At 71.2% G+C, this 24,830-nt stretch carries 21 protein-coding genes and 1 pseudogene; 9 read left to right on the top strand and 13 right to left on the bottom strand.

Annotated features, from left to right (window positions below; all coding sequences use genetic code 11):
• Positions 1–23 precede the first annotated feature (23 nt).
• Positions 24–1,391, bottom strand: a complete 1,368-nt coding sequence (locus ABZ898_RS14650) for an alkaline phosphatase PhoX (RefSeq protein WP_361657528.1) — start codon at positions 1,389–1,391, stop codon at positions 24–26.
• 212 nt (positions 1,392–1,603) lie between these two features.
• On the opposite strand from ABZ898_RS14650, the gene ABZ898_RS14655 reads away from it, so the two are divergent.
• The 3 genes from ABZ898_RS14655 to ABZ898_RS14665 all read left to right on the top strand — a co-directional run bounded on the left by ABZ898_RS14655 (position 1,604) and on the right by ABZ898_RS14665 (position 5,547).
• Complete coding sequence (locus ABZ898_RS14655) at positions 1,604–2,827, top strand: arginine deiminase (protein WP_361657531.1); 1,224 nt, start codon at positions 1,604–1,606, stop codon at positions 2,825–2,827.
• A gap of 123 nt (positions 2,828–2,950) precedes the next feature.
• Positions 2,951–3,979: an ornithine carbamoyltransferase gene (gene argF, locus ABZ898_RS14660; RefSeq protein ID WP_361657534.1), complete on the top strand. Its 1,029-nt coding sequence runs from the start codon at positions 2,951–2,953 to the stop codon at positions 3,977–3,979.
• A gap of 113 nt (positions 3,980–4,092) precedes the next feature.
• Positions 4,093–5,547: an amino acid permease gene (locus ABZ898_RS14665; protein WP_361657537.1), complete on the top strand. Its 1,455-nt coding sequence runs from the start codon at positions 4,093–4,095 to the stop codon at positions 5,545–5,547.
• On the opposite strand, the gene ABZ898_RS14670 is transcribed toward ABZ898_RS14665, so the two are convergent.
• The gene (locus ABZ898_RS14670; protein WP_361657540.1) at positions 5,510–5,959 is read right to left on the bottom strand and encodes an ATP-binding protein; all 450 of its coding nucleotides are present in this window, start codon (positions 5,957–5,959) and stop codon (positions 5,510–5,512) included. The two genes, ABZ898_RS14665 and ABZ898_RS14670, sit on opposite strands and share 38 nt — an antisense overlap.
• Positions 5,960–6,257: 298 nt before the next feature.
• The gene (locus ABZ898_RS14675; RefSeq protein WP_361657542.1) at positions 6,258–7,070 is read right to left on the bottom strand and encodes a PaaX family transcriptional regulator C-terminal domain-containing protein; all 813 of its coding nucleotides are present in this window, start codon (positions 7,068–7,070) and stop codon (positions 6,258–6,260) included.
• A gap of 170 nt (positions 7,071–7,240) precedes the next feature.
• Between ABZ898_RS14675 and ABZ898_RS14680 the strand changes: the two genes are divergently transcribed.
• Positions 7,241–7,669, top strand: coding sequence for a DUF6299 family protein (locus tag ABZ898_RS14680; protein WP_361657545.1), 429 nt, complete (start codon positions 7,241–7,243; stop codon positions 7,667–7,669).
• A 35-nt stretch (positions 7,670–7,704) separates the two neighbouring features.
• Here ABZ898_RS14680 and ABZ898_RS14685 read toward each other — a convergent pair whose 3' ends face one another.
• A complete protein-coding gene (locus ABZ898_RS14685) occupies positions 7,705–8,487 on the bottom strand; it encodes a hypothetical protein (RefSeq protein WP_361657547.1) in 783 nt (260 codons plus the stop codon).
• A 331-nt stretch (positions 8,488–8,818) separates the two neighbouring features.
• Here ABZ898_RS14685 and ABZ898_RS14690 point away from each other — a divergent pair, with 331 nt between their 5' ends.
• Positions 8,819–9,550: a BTAD domain-containing putative transcriptional regulator gene (locus ABZ898_RS14690; RefSeq protein WP_361657550.1), complete on the top strand. Its 732-nt coding sequence runs from the start codon at positions 8,819–8,821 to the stop codon at positions 9,548–9,550.
• Positions 9,551–9,561: 11 nt separating this feature from the next.
• On the opposite strand, the gene ABZ898_RS14695 is transcribed toward ABZ898_RS14690, so the two are convergent.
• Positions 9,562–10,782, bottom strand: coding sequence for an HTTM domain-containing protein (locus ABZ898_RS14695; protein WP_361657552.1), 1,221 nt, complete (start codon positions 10,780–10,782; stop codon positions 9,562–9,564).
• A complete protein-coding gene (locus ABZ898_RS14700; RefSeq protein ID WP_361657554.1) occupies positions 10,779–11,489 on the bottom strand; it encodes a DUF5819 family protein in 711 nt (236 codons plus the stop codon). Before ABZ898_RS14700 ends, ABZ898_RS14695 begins: the two co-directional genes overlap by 4 nt.
• A gap of 244 nt (positions 11,490–11,733) precedes the next feature.
• Between ABZ898_RS14700 and ABZ898_RS14705 the strand changes: the two genes are divergently transcribed.
• Positions 11,734–12,492, top strand: coding sequence for a hypothetical protein (locus ABZ898_RS14705; RefSeq protein WP_361657557.1), 759 nt, complete (start codon positions 11,734–11,736; stop codon positions 12,490–12,492).
• A 53-nt stretch (positions 12,493–12,545) separates the two neighbouring features.
• Here ABZ898_RS14705 and ABZ898_RS14710 read toward each other — a convergent pair whose 3' ends face one another.
• Entirely contained in the window at positions 12,546–14,906 is a 2,361-nt protein-coding gene (locus tag ABZ898_RS14710; protein WP_361657559.1) for a helix-turn-helix transcriptional regulator, read from the bottom strand.
• 202 nt (positions 14,907–15,108) lie between these two features.
• Between ABZ898_RS14710 and lanKC the strand changes: the two genes are divergently transcribed.
• Positions 15,109–17,691 (top strand): class III lanthionine synthetase LanKC, encoded by a 2,583-nt coding sequence (lanKC, locus tag ABZ898_RS14715; RefSeq protein ID WP_361657562.1) that lies wholly within the window; start codon positions 15,109–15,111, stop codon positions 17,689–17,691.
• A 338-nt stretch (positions 17,692–18,029) separates the two neighbouring features.
• Here lanKC and ABZ898_RS14720 read toward each other — a convergent pair whose 3' ends face one another.
• From ABZ898_RS14720 to ABZ898_RS14730, 3 genes are all read right to left on the bottom strand, one after another.
• On the bottom strand, positions 18,030–18,257 hold the full coding sequence (locus ABZ898_RS14720) for a hypothetical protein (RefSeq protein WP_244336585.1): 228 nt from the start codon (positions 18,255–18,257) through the stop codon (positions 18,030–18,032).
• A 648-nt stretch (positions 18,258–18,905) separates the two neighbouring features.
• On the bottom strand, positions 18,906–19,115 hold the full coding sequence (locus tag ABZ898_RS14725) for a hypothetical protein (protein WP_361657564.1): 210 nt from the start codon (positions 19,113–19,115) through the stop codon (positions 18,906–18,908).
• A 68-nt stretch (positions 19,116–19,183) separates the two neighbouring features.
• Complete coding sequence (locus ABZ898_RS14730) at positions 19,184–19,642, bottom strand: hypothetical protein (protein ID WP_361657566.1); 459 nt, start codon at positions 19,640–19,642, stop codon at positions 19,184–19,186.
• Here ABZ898_RS14730 and ABZ898_RS14735 point away from each other — a divergent pair.
• Positions 19,641–19,901: a hypothetical protein gene (locus ABZ898_RS14735; RefSeq protein WP_361657569.1), complete on the top strand. Its 261-nt coding sequence runs from the start codon at positions 19,641–19,643 to the stop codon at positions 19,899–19,901. The two genes, ABZ898_RS14730 and ABZ898_RS14735, sit on opposite strands and share 2 nt — an antisense overlap.
• Positions 19,902–20,104: 203 nt before the next feature.
• On the opposite strand, the pseudogene ABZ898_RS14740 reads toward ABZ898_RS14735, so the two are convergent.
• Together ABZ898_RS14740 and ABZ898_RS14745 are read right to left on the bottom strand one after the other, a co-directional pair.
• Positions 20,105–20,783: pseudogene (locus tag ABZ898_RS14740) on the bottom strand (nucleotidyl transferase AbiEii/AbiGii toxin family protein).
• A complete protein-coding gene (locus tag ABZ898_RS14745) occupies positions 20,780–21,172 on the bottom strand; it encodes a hypothetical protein (RefSeq protein WP_361657572.1) in 393 nt (130 codons plus the stop codon). The pseudogene ABZ898_RS14740 and the gene ABZ898_RS14745 overlap by 4 nt, the downstream one beginning before the upstream one ends.
• A gap of 548 nt (positions 21,173–21,720) precedes the next feature.
• On the opposite strand from ABZ898_RS14745, the gene ABZ898_RS14750 reads away from it, so the two are divergent.
• Positions 21,721–22,863: a hypothetical protein gene (locus ABZ898_RS14750; protein WP_361657575.1), complete on the top strand. Its 1,143-nt coding sequence runs from the start codon at positions 21,721–21,723 to the stop codon at positions 22,861–22,863.
• A gap of 154 nt (positions 22,864–23,017) precedes the next feature.
• Here ABZ898_RS14750 and ABZ898_RS14755 read toward each other — a convergent pair whose 3' ends face one another.
• A complete protein-coding gene (locus ABZ898_RS14755) occupies positions 23,018–24,664 on the bottom strand; it encodes an integrase (RefSeq protein WP_361657577.1) in 1,647 nt (548 codons plus the stop codon).
• Positions 24,665–24,830: the final 166 nt, after the last annotated feature.

Below are 24,830 nucleotides of genomic sequence, written 5' to 3' on the forward strand. Positions count from 1 at the left end.
CCACCGGCCGGCCCTGGCGGGACCTACCTCCGCCAGGGCCCTGTCACCGCGAACGTGGTGCCCGGGGTATAGCAGTTGACGTACATCGTGGAGCCGTCGGGCGAGAAGGTGACGCCCGCGAACTCGCCCCACTCCGGCTTCTCCGGCGTCCCGGTGTTCTGCCGGCCGCGCGCCATCGCGTAGACCTCGCCGCCGCGGGTGACGCCGAAGACGTGCTGGGCGCCGTTGCCGTCCTCGCACACCATCAGGCCGCCGCTGGGGGCGAGGCAGATGTTGTCGGGGGACTCGCCGGGCAGCCGCACATCGGTGTCCGGGCCGAAGACGATCACCAGGGTGAGGCGGCGGCGCCCGGGGTCGTACCGCCAGATCTGGCCGAAGTGGTCGGCGGCGGAGCCCTCCGCGCTGTGGGCGAAGGACGACACGAAGTACACGCAGGAGCCGCCCCAGTAGCAGCCCTCCAGCTTCTGCGCGTGGGTGATGCCGCGCGGGCCGTAGTCCTGGAGGCGGGTCGGGGTGGCGGCGGCCAGCGGGTCGGGGACGTCCACCCATTCGACGCCGTCGAAGGACGCGCCCGTCTCCTGCACCGAGGACAGGTCGGGCACGCCCGGTACCCGCATCGCCTGCAGGCGCCCGCCCGCGCGGAGCGAACCGACACCGCCGAGCGGCTTCTTCGGCAGGAAGCGGTAGAAGAGGCCGAAGGGCTTGAGGAAGGCGTCCTCGGTCTCGTAGACGATCCCGCGCCCGGGGTCGACGGCGATCGCCTCGTGCTGGAAGCGGCCCATCGCGGTCAGCGGGACGGCGCCGGTGCGGCGGGGGTCGGTGGGGTGGACCTCGAAGATGAAGCCGTGGTCCTTGGTGTGGCCGTTGTCGCCCGCCCGGTCCTCGGTCTCCTCGCAGGTCAGCCAGGTGCCCCAGGGGGTTCGGCCGCCCGCGCAGTTGACGGCCGTACCGGCGATGGCGACCCGCTCGGACAGCACCCGGTTCCGGGAGTCCAGCGTCAGGGCCGTACAGCCGCCGTGCCCCTCCGGGTCGTAGGTCAGGCCCTCGATCGCCGGCACGCGGATGCGGGCGGTGGGCCGGTTCTCGTGATTGCGGACGAGGTGGGTGCGGCCGTCCCGGCCCGAGAAGGCGGCCATGCCGTCGTGGTTGGACGGCACCGGCCCCTCGCCGGAGCGCAGCGGGTCGCCCTCGCGGGAGAGCACCCGGTAGCGGAACCCCTCGGGCAGGTCGAGCAGGCCGTCCGGGTCGGGGACGAGCGGGCCGTGACCGGTGTGGCCGAGCGGCTCGGCGAGGGCGGTGCCGGCGAACAGCTCGGACAGCGCGCCGGTGAAGGCGATACCCGCCCCCACCGCGCTCGCGGAGGCCAGGACCTGACGTCGTGATGCGGACATGCGGGAGCAACCTTCCTGCTGGCGGACAGGAACACGTGCACCCGCTGTGTGTACCACCAGGTCCGGACCACGGGAACCACGCGTGCGTCATCTGTCACTCTCCGAGCACGCGCCCCGGCAGACCCCGCCGCACCCCCGCGCCACGACGGAAACAGTGCGCGGAAACGGTCGGGAAGCGAGTGAACCCGGTCGCGGACGGCCAGGATGAAGGCATGGCATTCCACGTCGAATCCGAGGCCGGGCGGCTGCAACGGGTGATCCTGCACCGGCCCGATCTCGAACTCAAGCGCCTCACCCCGAGCAACAAGGACGCCCTTCTCTTCGACGACGTGCTCTGGGTGCGCCGGGCGCGCGCCGAGCACGACGGGTTCGCCGACGTCCTGCGCGACCGGGGGGTCGCCGTGCACCTCTTCGGTGACCTGCTCACCGAGACCCTGGCCGTCCCGGAGGCCCGGACCCTGGTCCTGGACCGCGTCTTCGACGAGAAGGAGTACGGCCCGCTCGCCACCGACCACCTGCGCACCGCCTTCGACGCGATGGCCCCCGCCGAGCTGGCCGAGGCCCTGGTCGGCGGCATGACCAAGCGGGAGTTCCTGGCCGGCCACCCGGAGCCCGCCTCGGTCCGCTTCCACGTGATGGAGCTGGACGACTTCCTGCTCGGTCCGCTGCCCAACCACCTCTTCACCCGCGACACCTCGGCGTGGATCTACGACGGTGTCTCCATCAACGCCATGCGCTGGCCCGCCCGGCAGCGCGAGACCGTGCACTTCGAGGCGATCTACCGGCACCACCCGCTCTTCGGCGCGGAGGACTTCCACATCTGGTCGCGCGGCCAGGCCGACTACCCCTCCACCATCGAGGGCGGCGACGTGCTGGTGATCGGCAACGGCGCCGTGCTGATCGGGATGAGCGAGCGCACCACGCCCCAGGCCGTCGAGATGCTCGCGCACAAGCTGTTCGCGGCAGGCTCCGCGCAAACCATCGTGGCGCTGGACATGCCCAAGCGGCGCGCCTTCATGCACCTGGACACCGTGATGACCATGGTCGACGGCGACACCTTCACCCAGTACGCCGGGCTCGGCATGCTGCGCTCGTACACCATCGAGCCCGGCGTCGGCGAGCGCGAGCTGAAGGTCACCGACCATCCGCCGGAGCACATGCACCGCGCCATCGCCGCCGCCCTCGGCCTCGGCGAGATCCGGGTGCTCACCGCCACCCAGGACGTGCACGCCGCCGAGCGCGAGCAGTGGGACGACGGCTGCAACGTTCTCGCCGTCGAGCCCGGGGTCGTCGTTGCCTACGAGCGCAACGCCACCACCAACACCCACCTGCGCAAGCAGGGCATCGAGGTGATCGAGATCCCGGGCAGCGAGCTGGGCCGGGGGAGAGGCGGGCCGCGCTGCATGAGCTGCCCCGTCGAGAGGGCCGCCGTGTGAGCGGGGTGAGCGAGCGGGCCGCCGTGTGAGACTCCGCATAATCATGCCGCTCAATGAATAGAAATGCCGAGGCTCGTATAGAATTCCCGAGTCAGTGCACCACGTACCCCCTGGAGCGCCCCCATGGCGACAGTCCCGACCGCCCTCACCGGCCGCCACTTCCTCAAGGAGCTGGACTTCACGGCCGAGGAGTTCCGCGGGCTGCTCGCGCTGGCCGCAGAGCTGAAGGCGGCCAAGCGGGCCGGAACCGAGACGCGGCACCTCACCGGGCGGAACATCGCCCTGATCTTCGAGAAGACCTCCACGCGCACCCGCTGCGCCTTCGAGGTCGCCGCCGCCGATCAGGGCGCCCACACCACCTACCTCGACCCGGCCGGCTCCCAGATCGGGCACAAGGAGTCCGTCAAGGACACTGCCCGGGTCCTGGGCCGGATGTACGACGCCATCGAGTACCGGGGACACGGCCAGGGTGTCGTCGAGGAGCTGGCCGCGCACGCCGGCGTCCCCGTCTACAACGGGCTCACCGACGAGTGGCACCCCACCCAGATGCTCGCCGACCTGCTCACCATGACCGAGCACAGCGACAAGCCGCTGGAGGACATCGCCTTCGCCTACCTCGGCGACGCCCGGTACAACATGGGCAACTCCTACCTCGTCACCGGCGCCCTGCTCGGCATGGACGTGCGCATCGTCGCCCCCCGGCTGCTCTGGCCCGACGAGACCATCGTCGCGCTGGCCCGCCAGCTCGCCGAGGCGTCCGGCGCCCGCGTCACCCTCACCGAGGACGTGAAGGAGGGCGTGCGCGGCGCCGACTTCGTCGCCACCGACGTGTGGGTGTCGATGGGGGAGCCCAAGCAGGTCTGGGACGAGCGCATCGGACTCCTCGGCCCCTACGCCGTGACGATGGACGTGCTGCGCGCCACCGGCAACCCGGACGTGCGCTTCCTGCACTGCCTGCCCGCCTTCCACGACCTCGGCACCGCCGTCGGCCGCGAGATCCACGAACGGTACGGACTGACCGAGCTCGAAGTCAGCGACGAGGTCTTCGAGTCCGAGCACTCGGTGGTCTTCGACGAGGCGGAGAACCGGATGCACACGATCAAGGCCGTGCTCGTCGCCACCCTCGGGGATACGTCACAAACCCTTGCGTGACCCACCTCACCTGGCCTTATCCTGACCGACGGCCTGGCCCCCACCTTCGTGCCGCGCCGACGCAGCGCGCCCCGATCGGGCCGTCCGCACCACCAGAAACGAGCACCACCCGCATGCCCGCTCCCCGCATAAAGTCCCCGCACCTGCTCGTCGCCGAATCCGGCGCCGACCGCGAGGGCCACGGTCTGAAGCGCACCATGGGCCTCTTCCAGCTCATCTGCTTCGGTGTCGGCGCCATCGTCGGAACCGGCATCTTCGTCGGCCTCTCCGACTCCGTCGCGCAGGCCGGACCCGCCGTGGTCGTCTCCTTCATCCTCGCCGCGATCACCTGTGTCTTCACCGCCTTCTCCTTCGCGGAGCTTGGCGGCGCGATACCGGTCTCCGGCTCCTCGTACTCGTTCGCCTACGCCGGTCTCGGCGAGTCCACCGCCTTCCTGGTCGGCTGGTGCCTGCTGCTGGAGTACGGCATCTCCATCTCGGCCGTCGCGGTCGGCTGGAGCCAGTACGTCAACGAACTCCTGCACAGCCTCACCGGCTGGCAGCTGCCCGACGCGCTGTCCGCCGGACCCGGTGACGGCGGTGTGGTCAACCTGCCCGCCGTGATCGTCATCGCCATGGCCGCCGTGCTGCTGGTGCGCGGCGTGCGCGAGAGCGCGCGGGCCACCGCCGCCATGGCCGCCGTGAAGCTCGTCATCCTGCTCGCGTTCTGCGCCATCGGCTACAGCGCCTTCAAGGACGGCAACCTCACCCCGTTCTCCCCGGCCGGCCTGGGCGGCATCGGCGCGGGCACCACCGCGGCCTTCTTCTCGTACATCGGCTTCGACGCGATCACCACGGCCGGCGAGGAGGCGAAGAACCCGCGCCGCGACATCCCGGTGGCGATCCTCGTCTGCATGGCCCTGGTCACCCTGCTGTACTGCGCCGTCGCGGTCGCCGCGATCGGTGCGATCGGCGCCCACCAGGTCGGCGGCCGGCCCGCCGCGCTGTCGTACGTGGTCAACATGGTCACCGGCTCCACCATCGGCGGCGGCGTCATCGCCTTCGGCGCGGTCGTCGCCATCGCCTCGGTCGTCCTCGCCGTCATGTACGGCCAGACCCGCATCCTGCTGTCGATGTCCCGTGACGGACTCATCCCGCGCGCCTTCGAGAAGGTGTCCCCGAAGACCTCCACCCCGGTGGCGGGCACGCTCATCGTCGCCTGCGTCTTCGCCGTCCCCGCGGCCTTCGCCTCGCTCGACTCCGTCGTGAACCTGTGCACCATCGGCACGCTGGCCATCATGGCCGTCGTCAACATCGCGGTGATGGCCCTGCGCCGCCGCGAGCCCGGCCTCAAGCGCAGCTTCCGGGTGCCGCTGTACCCCGTCGCCCCGCTGCTCGGCGTCGCCTTCTGCCTCTACCTGATGTACGAGACGGGCTGGCAGACCTGGGTGCAGTTCGCGGTCTTCCTCGTGGTGGGCCTCGGCGTGTACTACGCCTACGGGCGCCGGCACTCCACGCTGGGCCGCGCTCAGGCGGCCGGTGCCGCCGGTGTCACGCCGAACGCTGAGCGGGAACGGCAGGAAGCCTGAACCACACCGCCTTGCCCGACGAGGTGGGGCGGTGACCACAGGACGAACTGAGGGCGCGGATCAGCAACAGACCGCGCCCTCCCTCCTGCCACGGGTCGGGCTCCTCGATCACCGGGCGGGTCAGATGGCCGGGCGGCGCCGGGTCGGGGTCGTGCACCTCGACCTGGCAGCCGGTCGGCCGCAACTCCACCACCAGCTCGATCGGACCGCTGCCCGCGGTGTGCTCCACCGCGTTCGCCACCAGCTCGGCGGTCAGCAGCTCGGCCGTGTCGCAGTCCGCCGTGTGCGCCACCTCGGCCAGCGCCGACCGCACCAGGGCACGCGCCACCGGCACCGCCGCGGCGGTGTGCGGCAGCGCGATGCGCCAGGAGGCCGATTCGGTGGGGCGTTCGTGCAAGGCGAGTCCGTTCATGGAGCAGGCTGTCCTGCCTTCGACTGTAGGAAATGGTACGGGTGCGGCCATCGAAACCATCGGCGGGCACCGGCCCGCGCCATGGGTCCCGATACCCGTCCACGCACCGCGTCGAACGCCCCACCATCCCCTTCCGTGCCTGCTGTTACGTCCTTGTCGATCACCGGTGACACCGGTGACGGGACGGGGTCGCGCACAGGGCGGACGGCCCCACCGCGTGACCACAGTCACAGCGCCGGGACGCCTCGCGGGGCCGCGTGATTCCGGGGAGCGAGCGCCCGGTCACGGCCCGCCCCGGTCAGACCCCCACGAAGGCCGCGCCCGCGTCCCGCAGCCGCTCGTGCAGCGCCCGGAAGACCGCCGCCGAACGGGCGCCCGGCCAGTCGGCGGGCAGCAGCCGGGCGGGCAGGCCCGGATCGGCGCGCGGCAGCAGGCGCCAGGAGTCCAGCGCCAGCAGATAGTCGCGGTAGGCGTCCTGGGCCGGAGTGTCGGCCCGGCCCTCCCAGGCGCGCAGCACGGGCGCGTACGCGGCGAGGAACCGCTCGTGCCCGTCGGCGATGGCCGGCAGGTCCCACCAGCGGCCGACCGACTCGGCGGTGGGCGCGAACCCCAGATGCTCGCCCCGGAACAGATCCACGTAGGCGGCGAGCCCCAGCCGGCTCAGGGCGTGCCGGGCCTCCTCGTACAGCCGGGCCGGGGCTATCCACACGCCGGGGGCCGCCGCGCCGAAGCCGAGCGCGGCCAGCCGCGAGCGCAGCACGTGCCGCCGCTGCCGCTCCGACTCGGGCACCGAGAACACCGCGAGCACCCAGCCCGCGTCCTCGGCGGGCCCGGTGGCGTGGATACGGCTGTCGTCCGCGCTGAGCAGCCGGCTCGCCTCCGCCGACAGCTCGTAGCCCGCCGCGCCCCCGGCGGTGCGGGCCGGCAGCAGCAGGCCGCGCCGCTTGAGCCGCGACACCGAGGAGCGCACCGAAGGCGCGTCCACCCCGACCGCGGCCAGCAGCCGGATCAGCTCGGCGACGGGCATCGGGCCCGGAACGGAACGGCCGTACGCCCCGTAGAGCGTGACGATGAGGGACCTGGGGGCGTGCTGCTCGGACACGTTGATCATTTTAGATCTTCGGCATACCTGCTGGTCACCACTGGTGTGAAGGCCCGGCGTGGGTCACGGGGACGACTGCGCCCGGCCCATGGACGCGCCACCGAAGGGGTGACGTTCGCCGCCCGCGGGGGGTGGCGCCGGTACCTGTGGAGCCCCACACCCACACCGGGAGGCACCCCATGCCCGTACGCCCCGCCCTCGCCACCGCGCTCGGCGCGGCCGCCCTGCTCGGCGCCCTCGCCGCACCCGCCGCCGTCGCGGCCCCGGCCGAGAGCGTCACCGTGGACGCCACCGCCCGCCTCGCGGCCGACGGCACGGTCACCCTCTCCGGCACCTACCGCTGCCTGCCCGGCTCGGGCCCCGTCTTCGTCAGCTCCTCCGTCAGCCAGGCCGACCCGCGCGTCCGGCACGGCATCGGCGGCGGCGCCGCCCACTGCGACGGCGCCGAGCACCGCTGGGAGAACTCCGGCAAGGTGTCCTCGGAGACGCTGAAGGCGGGCACCGCGCACGTCCAGGCCAACGTGATGGAGCTGCGCCCCGGCGCGCCCCTGATCGTGCCCGTGTTCCACGCCACCGAGGAGCAGGACATCACCCTCGTCGCAAGCTGAACGCCCCGGCCACCGGGAGACACCCCCGGACCCTCCTAGGGCGGTGGCATCCTCCCGGTGTGCCGCCGCCACTGGAGCCGGGCGGTCTCCAGCTCGGCGCGTGCCTCGGCGAGCCGGGGGTTGTCCTTGTTGCGGGCGCGGATCTCGGCGAGCCGCTCGTGGGCCCGGTCCACGGCCTCGGTGTCCCGCTCCAGTAGCTCGCGGTCGTGCTGAGCCTGCTTCAGCTGCCCGGGCAGGGTCGCGCGGAAGGTGTTCTCCCTGGCCACCGCGCCCAGCACCGCGTCGGCGAAGTCCCGCACCCGGTCCTCGGTGTACCCCCTGGCCTGGTCGCCCTCGCCGGTGCGGCGCGGGTAGTTGGTCCGGTCGGGGGTGCCGTCGGCCTTGAGGACGTAGAGGTAGTAGGCGCTGTCGCCGGACTCGATCCGGACCCGCAGACCGGCCAGGCGCAGGGTGCGTACGGCCCCGGAGCTGAGTTTCTTCACCAACACGTGCTCGTGCAGCGTGAGTTCGCCCAGCGCGTCGAGCCGTCCGCCCCGGCCCGGCTTCTCCAGCGAGGCGATCCGCCGCTCCGCCTCGCGCAGTTCCCGCTCCCGGTTCTCCTTCAGCGTGGCCGCCTCGGTCCGCGCGGCGGACTCCTCCGAGCGGGCCGTCTGCTCCAGCGTCCGCACGCTCGCCCGCGCCTGGGCCAGCGGCCGCCGGTCCTCCGCGTGCCGGGGCAGGACCGCCAGGGCGAGACTGCCCGGGAACCTCCGCGCCCGGGTCACCACCGCCCAGCCCGCCAGCGCGGCCGCGAACAGCACCACGATCACGTACGCCATGCGCCCCCCTGAACTGCCGTCAGGCCCCGCTGTCAGTTACTGCTCAGCACACGCCGACGGCAAACGGGTCCGACCGGGCAGGGCGTGCGCGTCACCGGCGGTGTCCGGGCCCTCACCCCGGCGACTCAATTGTGGCAATTGCCGCAATTGGACAAACCCGATCGGCCACAGCAAGCTGGTTCCACAGCGAGTTCTGCGGTCGTGTGCGCTCTGCGCGGCGTCCGCACGGCCGGGGCACGCGTGTCGCGGCTGACCCCTCTACGCGCTGAGGCAAGTTATGACCGCAGGTGACCAAGCCATCGCATCCGGAGTCGTCCAGATCAAGCCCTCCGTGCGCATCGCTCTCCTAGGTGGTTTCGACCTCATCGTCAACGACGTACCGGTGGCGGCCCCGGTGGGTTCCCGGCGGCTGCTGGCGTTCGTGGCACTCAACTACCGCGCCCCGGTCCCCCGCCCCCTGCTCGCGGGCAGCCTCTGGCCCAAAGTGCCCGAGACGTGCGCCCACACCAATCTCCGGGCCGCGCTGTGCCGGCTGCGCGGGCTCGGCACCAGGGCCCTCGACATCACCCCGACCGACGTCCGCCTCGCCTCCGACGTCACGGTCGACCTCCGCGACGCCCGGATGCTGGCCCAGCACCTCCTCGACCCGTGCGTGCCGCCGGTGGCGCTCAGCCTCAGCACGGCGACGGTCGACCAGCTCTCGGCCGACCTGCTGCCCGGCTGGTACGACGAGTGGGCCCTGCTGGAGGCCGATCACTGGCGGCAGTTGCGGCTGCACGCCCTGGAGTCCCTGACCGAGACGTTCATCGACGCCACCGAGTACGCCGGAGCGGTGGTCGCCGCCCAGGCGGCGGTCCGGGCCGACCCGCTGCGCGAGAGCAGCCAAGCCTCCCTGATCCGCGCCTACTTGGCCGAGGGGAACCCGTCCGAGGCGGTGCACCACTTCGAGCGGTACGTACGCCGGCTGCGCGACGAACTGGGCCTGTGCCCCACCCAGCGGCTGCACCAGCTGGTGGCCCGGGTGCGCTACGCCGGGGACGGGGACGCGGCCCTGCGCCGGTGAGCGCCCCCTGCTCACGCCTCGGCCGTCCCGGGATCGCGTCCGCCCCGCACCCGGCCCGCCAGACGGCGGGCCGTGTCCGACACCCAGGAACCGAGCCAGCGCAGGAAGCTCGTCGGCAGGAACACCGCGTCGGCGAACACCATGGCCATCGAGAAGAACGGCAGCCCGCACAGCACCGCGATGGAAGCGTGTTCCGCCATCAGGACCGGCAGCAGCACGTTCTTCACCCGGCGGTTGAGCAGGGTGAAGGGGAAGGCCACCTGCAGGATGACCGTGCCGTAGGTGATCGCGGTGACCAGCAGGGCGCTGCTGTCCACGGTCCGGGACAGCGGGCCCCACGGACTGAAGTAGGCCAGGTGCAGCGGGTAGTGGACCGCCGTGCCGTCCTGCCAGCGCGGACCCTGGATCTTGTACAGCCCGGCCGTCGCGTACAGGATGCAGACCTGGGCGGCGATCACCAGCAGCGCCGCGTTGTGCACGACGTTCGCCGTGGCGTCCATGACCGTCCGCAACTCGCTCTGTCCGCCGCGCTCGACCCGGAACCACAGTGCCTGGACGAGCCACATGCCCCACAGGAACAGCGCCCAGCCCCAGGACAGTTCGGCGAACCCCGTCACCTGGGCGAGCGCGAGGAAGACGCCGAGGACCGCCCAGAGCGCGACGCGGGCCGGCACACCTGCGTCCGCCCCGCACCTGCCCTCGGCCGCACGCCGTCCTCTGCGCGCGTCCAGCGACCAGACCTGGCCGCAGCGGGTGAGCACCAGATACCCGGCGACCAGATGGATCAGGGTGTCGCCGCCGTCGCCCAGCAGGACGTTGCGGTTGAGCAGCGCCAGCACGCCCACCATGAACAGCAGCGACATCGTGCGGGTGTGCCAGCCCAGCAGCAGCCCCAGACTGGCGGCGATCGCCATGAGGTAGACCACCTCGAACCACCAGCCGCTGTCCGACCACATCAGGATCGAGAACGCCCCGTTGGAGGCGATCAGCCGCTGCGCCAGGTCGAAGGACCACGGGCTGGTGGTGCCGTAGAGCTCGTGCCGGTTCGGGAACTCCCGCAGGAGATAGAGCAGGAAGGTCAGGGAGAAGCCGATCCGGACGATCGCCGCCTGGTACGGGAAGAGCGCCCGGCCCGTGATGTCGTTCAGGCACCTGATGATCCTGGCGTCGATCCGCCGGCTCATGCCCTTGAAGGGGGAGGGCGCGGGGGAGCGGTCCGTGTCGGCGGTCAACGGAAGTCCTCCTTCGACACCGGCCACCAGGCCATCGTCTGATAGGTGACCGGCTCCACGCCGGTCTCGCCGCTCCATCCGGGCGGGGCGATCGGCCGGTACGTCGAACGCAGCTGGACCTTCACCACCTGCCCGCCGAGCAGCGCGGGCCCGAGCCGGCCCGCGGCGATCCGGCGTACGTACGCCTCGGACAGCTGCCCCTCCAGACCGACCGGCAGGCCCTTGGCGTCATGGGTCCGGGTGTAGAAGTCCCACGCCTGGCGCAGCAGGTTCTGGTCGGCGTGGCTGGGCGCGGGGTTGTCCCGGATGCGCGCGATGTCCTGCGCGGTCAGCGGCAGCCAGTCGCTGGTGCGCCGCGAGCCGTCGGGCATCACCACCTCGGCGCGCGCGTCGACGTAGATGTTCCCCTGGAGCGGATTCGGGGCGAACAGCTTCCAGTTCTGGTCGAACTCCGGGTAGACGTAGCTGTTCACCAGTTCCCGGTGCTCTTTGCTGATCGCGTTCGCCGGGGCCAGATAGAGGAAGAGCAGCAGCAGGTGGACGGTGACAGCCACCGCCGTCACCACGATCACCGTGGCGAGCCACAGCCGCGCCGGCCTGGACCAGGACCCGTTCAGCCTGGGGGGCAGCGCACCGCTCGCGTCGGGCTCCCGGTGTGCCGTGGCCCCCGGGCCGGCCTCATCCGCGCCCTCGTCTCGCTCCACCATGCTCCCCCCGATCCGGGGTCCCGGGACGTATCGGAGAAGGGCAGGCGAGTCGCCCGCCGCTTCGGCCGGTCATGTGAGATCAGCATAGGAAGACGGGTGGACAGGGGGGATTTCTGTTCGGCCGAACGGTTGCCCGCCCCGGCGCCGGACGGGCGTCACGGCACCGTCACGCTGGACCAACGCCGCCGTCATGCCCGGTGCCTCAGGTTGGAGAGGTATCTGCCCCATCCCTGAGGGAGGCATCATGGCGGCGCGCAAGTGGAGGCACGTTCCCAAGGCGGTCGGCGCGGCCTACCTGGCCGTGGCACTCGTCGGGACAGGCGGCGTCATGGCCGTCGGAGCGCCGGCCCACACAGCGAAGGCGCCGGCGTCGTCGGCGGCCGCTCCGAACATCGTGTGCAAGCTCGTCCTGCGCAACGGACAGATCATCGCCGTGAACGCCAAGACCGGCGTCCGCGTGGACCCGAGGCTCTGCAACCGCGGCGGCGGAGGCACCGGCGCCACCACCACCGGCGCGACCACGGGCGGCCGCGGCGGCACAGGTGCGACCACGACCGGCGCGACCACCACGGGCGCCACCACCACGACCACCGGCGCCACCACGACCGGCGCCACCACCACGGGCGCGACCACGACAGGCGGCACCACCGGAGCCACGACCACCGGCGCGACGACCGGCGGCGGAGGCGGCACAGGCGCGACCACTACTGGCGCGACGACCGGTGGTGGCGGCGGCACGGGCGCGACCACGACCGGCGCGACGACCGGCGGCGGTGGCGGAACCGGAGCCACGACGACCGGTGCGACCACCGGCGGCGGTGGCGGCGGAACCGGCGCGACGACCACCGGCGCGACGACCGGTGGTGGCGGCGGCACGGGCGCGACCACTACTGGCGCGACGACCGGTGGCGGCGGCGGCACGGGCGCGACCACGACCGGCGCGACGACCGGCGGCGGCGGGGGAACCGGCGCGACGACCACCGGTGCGACGACCGGAGGCTGAGAGACAGAGCGAGGACCGGGCCGCCGGGGCCGGTACGACAGCGTCCCCGGCGGTCACACCCGTGCGCGCACCTCGCGCGAGACGTCGTCGGCCACCGCCGGCCCGCCCCCGCACGGTGCCCGTTCCCCCAGCTCCCGCAGGTGGACCGTGGCCTCCTCCTGGCGGGGGCTCTTGAGCCCGCGCAAGCCCGCCTGCGCGGCGAGCAGGGTGCGCCGGGCCTCGTCGTGCCGGGACAGGCGCCTGAGCGCGATGCCGAGGTCGAGGCGGGTGCTCTCCGCCCAGGAGGCCATCTTCACGGTCTCGAAGATGTCCAGGGCCTCCCGCAGCGGCCCCTCCGCCTCCGCCCAGCGGTCCAGCGCCGCCAGGTCGTTGCCGATGTGCTGCAGGCTCGCCCCGAGATACACGGTGATCAGCTCGGTGGGCCGTCCCGGTTCCTCCGCGCGGCAGATCGCCTCGCTGCGCCGGTGGATGGAGAGAGCCTCCCCGGCGCTGCCCGACTGGCGCAGATAGCTGCCGAGGATGTTCAGAGCCGTGAGTTCGGCCAGGCGGCCCTGCACCGAGGTCTGGTCGGCGAGGCAGTCGACGGCGTCCCGCAGCCGGTCCATGGACTCCTCGGTCCGCCCGAGCCGGTGCAGCGCCGACGCCCCGTACCCCAGCGCCCAGCCCATCTGGAGCCGGTCCCCGATGTCACGGGCCACCTCCAGCGCGGCATCGGCGGTGACCAGCGCGGTGCCGGGGTCGTGGACGCAGTTGTTGCAGGCCCAGGCGAGGAAGTTGAGCTGGACCGCCTCGTCCTGCCTGCTGCCCAGCGCGCGGGCCGCCTGCGCCCCGCACCGGAAGACCTCCACCCACAGCTCCCAGTGCTGGTTGAGATCGGAGAACCAGTGCATGGCCCGGGCGGTGTCGATCACCTGCCGGTGCCGCCCCGTCTCCTTCGCCCGGTACAGCGCGGCGAGCCACTGGGCGCGCTCCGCCTCCAGCCAGGCGCGGGCCTCGTCCCGGTCGGCGGGAGCGGAGGCGGGATCGGGATCGCCGTACGGCAGGTCCTGGTGGGGGTCGGCGTCGAAGCGCAGCGCGGCGGTCGTGGCCCGGCGCAGCATCCACCGCGCGGTCCGGTCCAGCGCGGCCGCGCACACCTCGTCACCGTCCTCGGCGGCCACCCGCTCACCGGCGAAGAGCTTGAGGAGGTCGTGGAAGCGGTACCGCTCGGCGGACGCGTCGGGCTGCAGCAGCCCGGCGTCCGTCAGCTCCTCGGCACAGCGGGCCGCCTCCGCGACGGGCAGGCCGGCCAGCAGCGCGGCGGTCTCCGGGCTGAAGTCGCCCCCGGCGGCCAGGGAGGCCCGGCGCAGCACGGTTCTGGCGGCCGGCCCCAACTGCCGGTAGGACAGGGCGAACGCGGCCCGCACCTGGAGGTCGCCCGCCCGGAGCGTGTCCAGACGACGGCTCTCCTGGGCGAGTTGGGCGGCCAGCTTGCCGATGCGTTCCCCGGGCCTCCCGGCGAGCCGCTGCCCGGCGATCCGCACGGCCAGGGGCAGCAGGCCGCACAGGTCCACGAGGTCGCGTGCGGCCTGGGCCTCCCGCCGCACCCGCTCCGGACCGACGATACGGCTCAGGAGCTCGACCGCCTCCTCCCGGCGGAGCAGCGCGAGATCGGTCCGGTGCACCGATTCCAGACCCGCCAGCGCGTGCCGGCTGGTGACGACCGTCAGACAGCGCCCGGCCCCGGGGAGCAGGGGACGGACCTGGTCCTCACCGGCCGCGTTGTCCAGCACCAGCAGCAGCCGTCGCTCCCGCAGCACCGACCGCAAAAGCCCCGACCGGTCGTCGGTCGAGGCCGGGATCGCCCGCTCGGCCACGCCGACCGCCCGCAGCAGCGACGCCAGCGCGTCGCGCGCGCGGACCGGCTCCGGGTCCATCCCGTGCAGGTCGAGAACGAGCTGACCGTCCGGGAAGTGCGGCGCGAGATGGTACGCGGCGTGCACCGCGAAGGCCGTCTTGCCGAGCCCTGGCTGCCCCGACACCACACTCACCGCGCAGCCGCCGGCGTCGGCACGCTCGGCCAGGCCGAGCAGCCCGGCAAGAGCCGGACCGCGCGCGACGAAGTCGCTCACGTCACGCGGCAGGGCCAGCGGGCCCAGGGTGTGGGCTCCGGAGCCCGCCCGCGGGCGGGGCCGCCCCAGGCGGGCGGCCCGCTCCAGCCCGGCGGCCGCCTCGTCGTCCAGGCCCAGCCCGGCGGCCAGGGCCCGCACGGTGCGCTGCTGCGGCCCCCTGGAACGGCCGCGCTCCAGATCCGCCAGCGCGCGCACACTGACGCCCGCGGCATGAGCCAACCGCTCCTGACTGAACCCGGCGCGCCCGCGCAGGGCCAGCAGCAGCCGCCCGAACTCCTCCTCGGCCGGTGCGGCACCGCTCACTCCACATACCCCCTGCTCAGCGCTGTACGGACTCGAACAGCGACTCCCCGGCAGAAGTATGACGGGCCGTAATCCCGCCGGACGAACTGCCTGGTCCCCCCTCGGCGTGGCTGATCAACTTGACCCGTTCGCACAACAAGGCCCGGCCGGGGCGGCGTGACGCGGATCACGCCGTCGGTGTCCCCTTGAAGGAGAGAGTCTCGTGGAAAGAGCCAACCACCTCGCCTACTGCCGGGCCGGCGTGCGGTTCTACGACCACCCCGCCGCCTCGCGGGCCGGCACGCCGTTCCCCGCCACCGGACGCCCGGCCCCGGCCGGCTGGCAGCGCGTGGAGAACAGCTCCTGGGTGTACCTGAGCCCCGAGGGCCTCCGGCTCCCCGGCCAGGGCTGGAAGATCCACGTCTCCGCCACGGCCGACGACGCGGCCGAAGTCATCGACACGGTGTGGGAGTACTGCCTGTCCCGCTCCCTGACCTTCAAGTTCCTCCCGAACTCGCGGGTCCACCAGTCCACGAACAGCAAGTACGCGCCTCGCGGCAGCAGCGGCAAGCTGATCACCCTCTACCCGGTGGACGACGCCGAACTGAAGGACGTTTTGGAGGAGTTGGGCCCCCTCCTCACCCACCACACGGGTCCGTACATCCTCAGCGACCTGAGGTGGCGCCAGGGGCCGCTCTACCTGCGCTACGGAGGCTTCGCCCGCCGCGAATGCCTGTCCGCGAACGGTGACCGGACCGCGGCCGTCGCCCGTCCCGACGGGGTGCTCGTCCCCGACGAGCGGGCCCCCGTCTTCAAGATCCCCGAGTGGGCGCCGGTGCCCGGGTTCATCGCCGAGCAGATCGCCGCCGGTCACGCGTCGGCGGACGAACCGGCCTTCCCGTACACCATGGAGAAGGCCCTGCACTACTCCAACGGGGGCGGCATCTACCTCGCCACCGACAACGCCACCGGCCGCCGGGTGGTCCTGCGGGAGGCCCGTCCGCTGGCCGGCCTGGACGGCGCGGGCGACGACGCGGTGACCCGGCTGCACCGGGAGGCGGCGACGCTGCGCCGCCTCGCCCATCTGGACAGCGTGCCCGCGCTGCTGGGCACCTTCACCGCCTGGGAGCACCACTTCCTGGTGCAGGAGTACATCGAGGGCCAGACCCTCCAGCAGTTCACGGCCACCGCCAACCCGCTGAACCGGCCGGGCCGGGACGCGGGGGAACGCCAGGAGTACGTGGACACCGTGCTGGACATCCTGGACCAGCTCGAACGCGTCCTGGACGCCGTCCACGCCACCGGAACGGTGTTCGGCGACCTCAGTCCCAGCAACGTGATGCTCCGTCCCGACGGACGCGTCGCCCTCATCGACTTCGAGATCGCCTACCGGCCCGGCACCGACGACCCCGAGCCCAGCATCGCCACCCCCGGCTTCGTCGCCGGGCACGCCGTCGGCTTCGAGAGGGACCGCTACGCGCTGGACAGTCTGCGGCTGGCGCTGTTCCTGCCGCTGACCACGACGCTGGACATCGACCCGGCCCGGGCCGCCCAGCTCGTGGAGGCGGCGGCCGGACTCTTCCCCCTGCCCGCCACACTGACCGACCGTGTACGCGCCGCACTGACCCCGCCCGGCATCCCGACCCGCACCGACCGGGCGATACCCGATCTGTTCGCCGCGGCCGCGGACGCCCCCGGCTCGGCCCGGGCCCGCGAGCTGGAGCGGGCGCTGGTCACCGCGATCCGGGCCGCCGCCACCCCCGAGCGCCTCGACCGGCTCTTCCCGGGCGAGCCCGCCGCACTGCACGACGGCGGCCACACCCTCGCCCACGGCGCCGCGGGTGTCCTGTACGCGCTGACCGTCACCGGACACGAGACCGACCCCGGACACCACGAGTGGCTGTGGCAGGCCGCCCGGCGCGACGAACAGCCGCGCCCAGGTCTGTACGACGGCCTGCACGGCGTCGCCCACACCCTGCGTCTGCTCGGCCGCCCGGACCAGGCCCTCGACGTGCTGAACCGGGCGATCGACCTCACCACCGAGGCGACACCGAGCGGCATGCACGACGGCTTGGCGGGCATCGGACTGAACCTGCGTCATCTCGCGCGGGCCCTGGACATCCCCGGCCTGCACAGCGAGGCCCTGCGGACGGGTGAGCTCCTGGCCGCCCGGCTGACCGGTGTCACCCGGACCCCCGCCGTCCGCGCCGGACTCATGCGCGGCTGGAGCGGACCGGCCCTGTTCTTCCTCGGCCTGTACGAGGACACCGGCGAGACCCGCTGGCTGGACCTCGCCCGCCAGGCGATCCACCTCGACCTCGCCCACTGCCGGCGCGTGGGCACGGCACTCACCCCCAGCGACGGAACCCGGCCGCTGCCCACCCTCGGAGGCGGCGCCGCCGGCATCGCCGTGGCCCTGTCCGCCTACCTCGGGCACCGCCCCGAGGAGGAGCTGAGCGGCACCCTGGACGCCCTGCACTCCGCCCTGGACATGGACTTCACCGTGCACAGCGGGCTCGTCGCGGGCCGGGCCGGTCTCGCCGCGGCCCTCGCCCACAACCGGGCGGCCGACCGCGACCCGGCCCTGGCCGCCGCTCTCACGGCCCACATCCGGGACCTGGCCTGGCACGCGCTGTCCCAGGACGGCGGTATCGCCGTCATCGGCGCCCAGAACATGCGCCTGTCCATGGACCTGGCCACCGGTACGGCAGGCATCCTCCACGCCCTGCACACCGTCTCCGACGGCCTGCCCGTCCTGCCCCTGCTGCCTCGACCCGCCCGGAACGAACGAAAGGACCGACCATGACCGTCATCGCGACGCCCACGACCGCCGCTGAGGCGGCCCGGCGAAGACCGGGCACACAGGTCCGGGGCAAGTGGCCGTGATCAGTCCCGGGTGCCGAGCAGTCCGTAACGGCTGCTGATCCCTGTTCACGACATCAGAAGCACATACCAAGGAGAACTCACCATGAACGCGATCCTCGACCTCCAGATCCTCACCCCGCAGCTCGAGTCGGAGGAGCTGGACGGCGCCATCGGCCAGAGCAGCACCATCTGGTACTGCCACGTCGAAGCCAACTAACCACTCACGACGGGCCCCGAGGTGCGTCCACCTCGGGGCCCGTCCTGTCTATGTATGAATGACTACGGTGTACGAATCGAGTGCACGTAGGTGGCCGCCGCGAAGAGGAAGGCGCCGGCACAGCCGGTACACCCCGCTCCCACGCAGATGGCCGTCCACCAGGGCTGCTTGAACGCCAGTGCCACCAGGATGGCCAGCGTCCCGAAGAGAAGACTGCTGGCGATGAGGAAGCCGACCTTCAAGTAGGGATACCAGAAGCGCCTAGCGTCGTCTGCGAATTGTGCGTTCATAGGGTCTCCTCAGGTTCGGTGCGATCGTTTTCATGAATCCGCCTTCGATGTGATGCATGCATGCAGGTGACGTCAGTGAACGCGACGTCAGATTCGTGAATTCGCTTCGAGTGGTGCGGTCAAGGGCCTCTCATCGTGACCTCCCGGAAAACAACCTCGGACAAAGATCATGAATGCGCCTCCGCAGCGGGAGGTGACCGCCCGGCCCCGTCGGGGCGGGCATCCAGGGTGAATCGCTCGACCCTCACGTCAACATACGCCCCATCGCCAGGGAGAGTTCCCGAGTTCACTCGATCGTGGGGCTCGTACGGGGGTGCGTCTCACAAGGCCACGGAACCCGAGATGCCGAAAGGTCACTCCCGCGGTGTGGTGGCTGGCGTCAGGCCGCGTTCCGCTGACGACGGGCGAGGGCGTCGGCGGCTGAGCGACGGCGCCTTCCGTGGACATCTATGAGGGTGCCAGCGCCTCGGCCGGAGGTGGCCTGGTCGATGCGGAGGCGTTCGGCGACAGCGGCCAGAGGGGGGGCGTCGGGGCCGACCGCGAGGTAGAAGAGCGCCTCGTCGACGGTGTGGTCGTCGCCTGGACGGATTCGTACGGCGGTGCCGGAGGCCAGGTCGCGTGCGGGTCCCTTGAGCCCGTCGAGGGGGTTCAGCCGACGACCTCACCGGGCTGCAGTTCCGCGAGTTCGTAGTGGAACCCGCAGAGGAGGTGGACCAGGACAGTCTCCGGTGCCGAGCGCTTGTTCCGGGCCTCGGCCCGTGCGACGCCCTCACGAACGGCCTTGGGGAAGGTGTACTCCTGTGGCCCCGCAGAGTAGGCGGGGGAGGCCAACGCCTGCGAGTGAGGCAGGACTGTCACGGTGGTGACGACTGCGACGGCGCGCAGCAGGAACCCTCAGCGGGAGAACGGGGAGGCGGGGTCTGCCCTCACGTATTCCTCGTCTCAGGATGGTCGGATGGGGTGGTGCGGCGGTGTTCGGCCACGGCAATCAGAGCGAGCGTCACCGCGATCACCGCGCAGCCCGTCAGGACAGGCGTGAGGAATCCCGGGACGGCTGCCCCGTAGGAACCACCGGACGTCAGGTGACACTCAAGGGCGGGCGGCAGGTAGGAGACGCTGTAGCTGCCCACCTGCCCGTACAGCGCGGGGTTCGCGTCCTGGCACGCCCGGGCGGTTCCGCTCTCGTCACGGACAAGTGACGCCAGACCCCAGACATAGGCGGACGCGGCGAGGGCTCCGGCGAGCGCGGCGGCGCCGCGTGCCACATTCTCCCGGCCGCCCTTGCCGATAGTGGGGAATCCGTAGCCGGCGAGGCCGAAGGCGGTCACTACGGCAACGACGATGCCGAGGAGCAGCGGCAGGGCAGCGGGGTACGAGGAGGTCATGGTCACCATCTCACGCGCGGGCGACCTGCCGTACAAGGTCGTTGTACTTCTCGAAGATGTGGTAGATCTCCATCCGCTCGGCGGCATCGGTCTCGGCTTGATCGCCCCAGCCATGCCGGGGGTTTTATCCGCCCGGCTTGCCCGCGACGGCCCAGAGGTGAATCAGCGGCACGGTCCGACTGGAGAAGGCATTGTCCTTGTTGACCTTGCGTCACATTTCCCAGATGTCTGCGTCCTTGGTCGGTTCGGGTTCCGGTGACGACGCCACCTTGCAGGCATCGGTGCGGACCTGGCCGAGGCCCGCGCCTTCACCGAGGCGACCGGCGTTTACGCGGACCCGCTCGTGGCGCTCGGTGTGTGTCAGTGTGTGACGACCGGCCGCCCGTGTCCGGGCGGCCGGTCGTCTTTACTTCCTGGCTTTTGCTCTGAATCACCTGCAGCTGCGATCTCATCCGGACGTGATCAGTCGATGTCCGGATCATCGGCCTCTTCGAGGAGGCGGGCCGCGAGGTCGTCAGCCCACTCCAAGGCCCACGCGCGGAGTGCTGTGATGGTGGCGTCATCGAGTCCGTAGGCGGCGAAGGCCTCGTCGTCGGTCCATTCGGCGCCCGTGAGGTTCGATTGCAGATCCTCGCGCTCGAAGCGGCCGCGGGCGTGGCGGCGGCCGAACTCCTCGAACTCGGCATTGGTCCAGCGGCGGGAGGCCGCGAACACATCGATCAGATCGCGGGGCGCTCCGCCATCGGCCAGGGCACGGACCTTGGTCCCGATCACGTCCTCCGCCGCGAGGACGGGTCCGTACGGGCTCTGGGCCACCGGTCGCCAGAAGATCTCTTTGAGGATGTCGACTTCGCATTCCTGCCCGGTGGCCGGGTCGGAAACGGTGAAGCGGGCAGACAGCGGGGCGGTCTCCAGCGCGTGAACCTTCCAGCCGCGGGCTTCCAGGCCGGTGCGGAGCGTGGCGGCGATGTCGGCCATGGGCGTCGGGTTCTCCGTGGCGACGTCGAGATCCTGGCTGGGGCGGCTTACGAGGCGGTGCGCTCCGCACTGCATACCCGCCGGTGAGAACCGGGGGATACGGGGAACCGAGCGCAATCACATCTGCCAGGAGTCGCGCGTGCAGCTCCGGCATGTCCTTCATGCGGCTGCCCGGGTGCGGGAGGCGAGCTGCGGGAAGGCGTCTTCCCAGACCGCGCGCACGGTGCGACCGACGAGTGTGCGCAAGTCCGGCCACAGCTGGAGGAGCAGGTCCTGGTTGAGGTAGTGGGGCAGGTCGTCGTGGAGGCCCTCGTGCAGGACGGTGCGGTACAGGCCCATGCGCTGGCGTGGCTTGCCCAGGTCGTATGAGGTCATGCCTGACCAGGCGATGTGCAGCGGCAGATCCACGACACCCTGCGCCGGCCCGTGCAGCTCGTCCAGCGACTCCGGCAGACGGCGGCGGAACTTCTCCCGGTACAGCGCGAGGTCCTCGGCGTCCGCGCCCGGGACGTCCCCCGGGCTGGGCGCAGAGTGCGGTGGGCTGGAGGGCATGAGTCCATTATGGCGTCCGGAGACGTTGCGAGGGTCCCGATGTGCGAGTCGGCGTCCGGAGCGAAGCGGGGGGCGGATCCTCCGGCGAGCTCGTTGCCGCAGTCTGTTCAGCCCTGAGCGGGACGGACTCTTGTCCGGTCACGTGACGTGCCCTGTCACTCCAAGTCTTCGAGCACGCCCAGAAGTCACAAAAGCCCCGCGAGTCCCTCCTGCCTCTCATTTCTGCAGGTCAGGAGGGGCTTCGCGATTCTTTTCCTCAGAACCTTCAGATGTCCCGGAAGAGACCAGTGAACGCGGTGACCTGCCGCGACGAGTGGCGTGTGGTCGCTGAGCTGCGCGAATGACCTTTCGGCTGTTTCACGCTCGTGCCGCTTGATGGGGCCGGAAGTCCCAGAAAAGTCCCAGGGGACTCCCACTGCTGACGGGTGTCTTTCGGCTCTGTATGGCAGTACGGGGAGTCGAACGGCCTCGTTTCCAGCAAGGGTGGTGGAGCCTGAATGTCGAGTGACTGGCGCTCGGCCGATGCCTTGCGGGATGGTGGGGTCCTGATGATCGACGACGACTCTGCGGTCGCTGGTGGCAGCGAGCCGGCCGTGCCCGCCAGCCCTCGGACGCCCTACAGCGAGAGGCCCGTCGCGCGGGCCCGGCGGGCGAAGGCTCAAGAGCTGATCGAGCGGCTCGTCGCCGAGGGCCGCGTTCGGATCACCGACCCTGATGACGACGAGGTCGCGGAGTGGCGGCGCGTCGTCAACTACGCGAAACGGCACGGCCTGGAACCAGCGGGCAAGCGCATTGAGAAGGTTCCGAACGGCGGGCCGGGGCTGGAGCTGTTCCTGGCGGATGGCCCGCATCCCAATGCGCGGAGTCAACGGCCGAAGGAAGGCGGGGATCCGGTTCCCGTTCCCTCACGGCTGGGGAACCTCCATCCGATCGTGACCGCGCTCAAAGACGACGAGCGCCGACTCGTCATGCCTTCTGTGCTCCGCCGAAGGTCGCTTCTTCTGCTGCAGGGACTGTCGGCTGAGGCGGTCCGGCGAGGGTACGAGGTGCGGAAGGCACACTCGTTCTTCCACCCACGCGAGGGCGGAGTGGACATTGCTATCGACGGCTTCCCTTACACCGTCAGTGTCAGGCAGGAGTTCCCGCAGTCCTTGGATCCCGACCGCTCCTCTCGCCTCGTCGTGGAGCTCGCTCATGGCCTGACCGACCGGCCCGGCCGCTGGCGAGATCGGAAGACCCGGACGCTCGAAGAGGCCCTGGACGCGGTCCTTGGAGAGATCGAGGTACGAGCGGCACAAGACGCCCGGCGCAGGCAGGACGAGCAGCAGGCCATTGTGGAACGCGAAGTTCGCTGGCGAGCCGCGTTGGAGGTGGCGAAGGAACAGGCTGTTCGAGAACAACATGCCCAGGCCCTACGCGAAGAGGCCGGGCGCTGGCAGGAGTCTGCTGCCCTCAGCGCGTACTGCACGGCATTGGAACGTCGTATTGGCGAGCTTCACGGCGTTGTAGACGAGCCGACTCTGAGTCAGACCCGGCTCTGGTTGGAGTGGGCAAGGGCGTACGTGAGGTCGATCGACCCCTTGAGTGAGCTGCCGAAGATGCCAGACGTACGAGAACCCACGCCGGAGGAACTCAAGCCATATCTCAGGGGATGGAGCCCTGACGGGCCGGAACGGCGGGGCGGTCGCTGACGCGCGCATAAGTAGTTCGCCGACCTGCTGAAGAGTGGGCGTCGGCTAGCAAACGACGCCTTCACGTGGGCACACGCCTGCGTACGGGCTTGGTGTGTCGCGGGCACAAGGGCCAGGTCGCTGAGGCTTTCTGCCTGCGGGCTGGCCCTCAGCGTTACCTGACGGGCTCGAGCAGGTCGACCGTCGTCAGGCCGGTTTCGCCGTGAACGAGCTGGAGGGCGACTTCGGCACGGGCGGCAAGGTCGAGTGGGTCGAGGGTTTCCGTGTAGGAGGCGTGCACGATCCGGTCGAGCCCGGCACCGAGGAGCGGGGCGGCGGTGCGCAGGGATGCTTCGAGGGCGACACCGTGGGTGGCTCCGCCATGGAGGATGATGTTGCGGGTGCGGTAGAGGCGACGCATGGCGATACGGAATGCCTTGGTGACGTCGTTGAGCTGGGATCGTGGGTTGGCCAGGAGAGCAGCCATGCGCTGGGCAGCGGCCTGATCGCTGTAACCGGTGGGCTTGGTCAGCGTCAGGGCTTCGGTCCCGGTGGCTTCGAGGGCGTTGACGACCAGTCGGGCGGCTTCCCTGTTCGTGCTGCAGGCTGCGACCGCGCGGGAGAGGTCGTCGGGCTCGCTCGGGTTGTGGCGGTGGGCCAGGGTGGTGAGTTCGGCGCGGGGCCATGAGCAGGCGATGATGGTGGCCATCCGATCGGCGGCGATGGCCTTACCGGAGCGCTCCCCGTCGCCCTTCGGGTCGTCGGCGTGGACGAGGAGGGACTCGACGGCAGCCCAGCCGCCGGCGACTGCAGGCGCGAGCGCTCCGCGGTTGACCGCGGCGGCGAGCTCGAGAGCGTCATCGATGCGGCCGCGCCCGCTGTCGACCTTGTACAGGTGTCCCTCGTGCACGAGGGACAGGACGTCGGCGCCCCGGGCAGGAGGATCCAGCGGTACTGGCCTGGGATGACCGGCGACCCAGATGCGGGGAACAGGGACGACGCCCCCGCGGTGAGCACGCAGGTAGTGGGATCGAGCGACCATCCGGTCCAGCAGCTGGCGTGCCTGCTCGGCTGCACCGTACGGGTCGAGGGCGTCGAGCCGGTAGACGAAGCCGCCTCCGGTGCGGATACCGGCTGGGTCGTGGCCGTTGTCCTTGAGCCAGGTGATGACCTCGCCCTTGGAGCGCCAGTGGTCGAGCGGTTCCGCGAGCTCACGGCGGCCCGGTACTTTCTCCAGTGCGACCAGCACCTCGTGGGGTCGGGCGCGTGTGCGAGCGAGTTTGGCGGCGGACTCCGCAATCTCCACGGCGGTGGCCCGATCGTGGTCGAGCCTCCTGGCCCAGACCTTGAGGTGGCTGGCGCTGAAGCCAAGGTCCAGAAGATGCGCCGCCACGGTCCGGGAGAAGCGCTCAGGCTTGACGCGCTTGTCTTCTTCGACCTTCAGAGCGTTCGCCCAACGGTCCAGATACCCGGCGCGGACATGACCGATGATCTCCTTCAGCCGCCGTCGCTCCGGGCTGGGGTCCACGAGTGAATTCTGGAGCAGCAGGTTGATCTCCTTGCGGAGCTCCCGGTCGCCCAAGCCCTGATCGGGCCCGATCAGAGCCCTGAGCTCGTTGCGCTGCCAGTCGCACGCGGAAGGAGCCAGCACATTGTGGGACTGCCAGTGGCCGGCCTCCCACAGTTCTTCCAGGGCCAGCACAGACCCGATGTCCCAGAGTCGGCGAGGCCACGGCGTTCCCTCGTCGGTGAAGAAGTCCGCCATCCGTGCCAGCACGCGGCGCGCGTACGGGTCGGAGTCAGGGGCTGTAGCACTGGTCATCACCGCACCCTATCGACGTGGCCGCTGGCTGGTAGCCACCCCAGGGACGCCGTGCTATGTTGGTCTCAGACTTAAAGGGGCACTCGCTTCGGCCACTGCCCCTCTTTTCTTTGGCCCGCACACCATAAGATGGTGTGCGGGCCATTTTCCTTTGCGTGGCCGGCGA

The sequence above is a fragment of the Streptomyces sp. NPDC046860 genome, from assembly GCF_040645115.1.
In the GTDB taxonomy this organism is placed as follows: Bacteria; Actinomycetota; Actinomycetes; order Streptomycetales; family Streptomycetaceae; genus Streptomyces.

What these genes read in the sequence shown, in the direction of transcription:
- ABZ898_RS14685 (WP_361657547.1), bottom strand. Translation starts at nt 8,487, where the DNA reads ATGGCGTACGTGATCGTGGTGCTGTTCGCGGCCGCGCTGGCGGGCTGG.
- ABZ898_RS14720 (WP_244336585.1), bottom strand. Translation starts at nt 18,257, where the DNA reads ATGAACGCACAATTCGCAGACGACGCTAGGCGCTTCTGGTATCCCTAC.
- ABZ898_RS14750 (WP_361657575.1), top strand. Translation starts at nt 21,721, where the DNA reads ATGATCGACGACGACTCTGCGGTCGCTGGTGGCAGCGAGCCGGCCGTG.
- argF (WP_361657534.1), top strand. Translation starts at nt 2,951, where the DNA reads ATGGCGACAGTCCCGACCGCCCTCACCGGCCGCCACTTCCTCAAGGAG.
- ABZ898_RS14665 (WP_361657537.1), top strand. Translation starts at nt 4,093, where the DNA reads ATGCCCGCTCCCCGCATAAAGTCCCCGCACCTGCTCGTCGCCGAATCC.
- ABZ898_RS14735 (WP_361657569.1), top strand. Translation starts at nt 19,641, where the DNA reads ATGGTCACCATCTCACGCGCGGGCGACCTGCCGTACAAGGTCGTTGTA.
- ABZ898_RS14700 (WP_361657554.1), bottom strand. Translation starts at nt 11,489, where the DNA reads ATGGTGGAGCGAGACGAGGGCGCGGATGAGGCCGGCCCGGGGGCCACG.
- ABZ898_RS14670 (WP_361657540.1), bottom strand. Translation starts at nt 5,959, where the DNA reads ATGAACGGACTCGCCTTGCACGAACGCCCCACCGAATCGGCCTCCTGG.
- ABZ898_RS14745 (WP_361657572.1), bottom strand. Translation starts at nt 21,172, where the DNA reads ATGCCCTCCAGCCCACCGCACTCTGCGCCCAGCCCGGGGGACGTCCCG.
- ABZ898_RS14680 (WP_361657545.1), top strand. Translation starts at nt 7,241, where the DNA reads ATGCCCGTACGCCCCGCCCTCGCCACCGCGCTCGGCGCGGCCGCCCTG.
- ABZ898_RS14705 (WP_361657557.1), top strand. Translation starts at nt 11,734, where the DNA reads ATGGCGGCGCGCAAGTGGAGGCACGTTCCCAAGGCGGTCGGCGCGGCC.
- ABZ898_RS14655 (WP_361657531.1), top strand. Translation starts at nt 1,604, where the DNA reads ATGGCATTCCACGTCGAATCCGAGGCCGGGCGGCTGCAACGGGTGATC.
- ABZ898_RS14755 (WP_361657577.1), bottom strand. Translation starts at nt 24,664, where the DNA reads ATGACCAGTGCTACAGCCCCTGACTCCGACCCGTACGCGCGCCGCGTG.
- ABZ898_RS14675 (WP_361657542.1), bottom strand. Translation starts at nt 7,070, where the DNA reads ATGATCAACGTGTCCGAGCAGCACGCCCCCAGGTCCCTCATCGTCACG.
- ABZ898_RS14730 (WP_361657566.1), bottom strand. Translation starts at nt 19,642, where the DNA reads ATGACCTCCTCGTACCCCGCTGCCCTGCCGCTGCTCCTCGGCATCGTC.
- ABZ898_RS14650 (WP_361657528.1), bottom strand. Translation starts at nt 1,391, where the DNA reads ATGTCCGCATCACGACGTCAGGTCCTGGCCTCCGCGAGCGCGGTGGGG.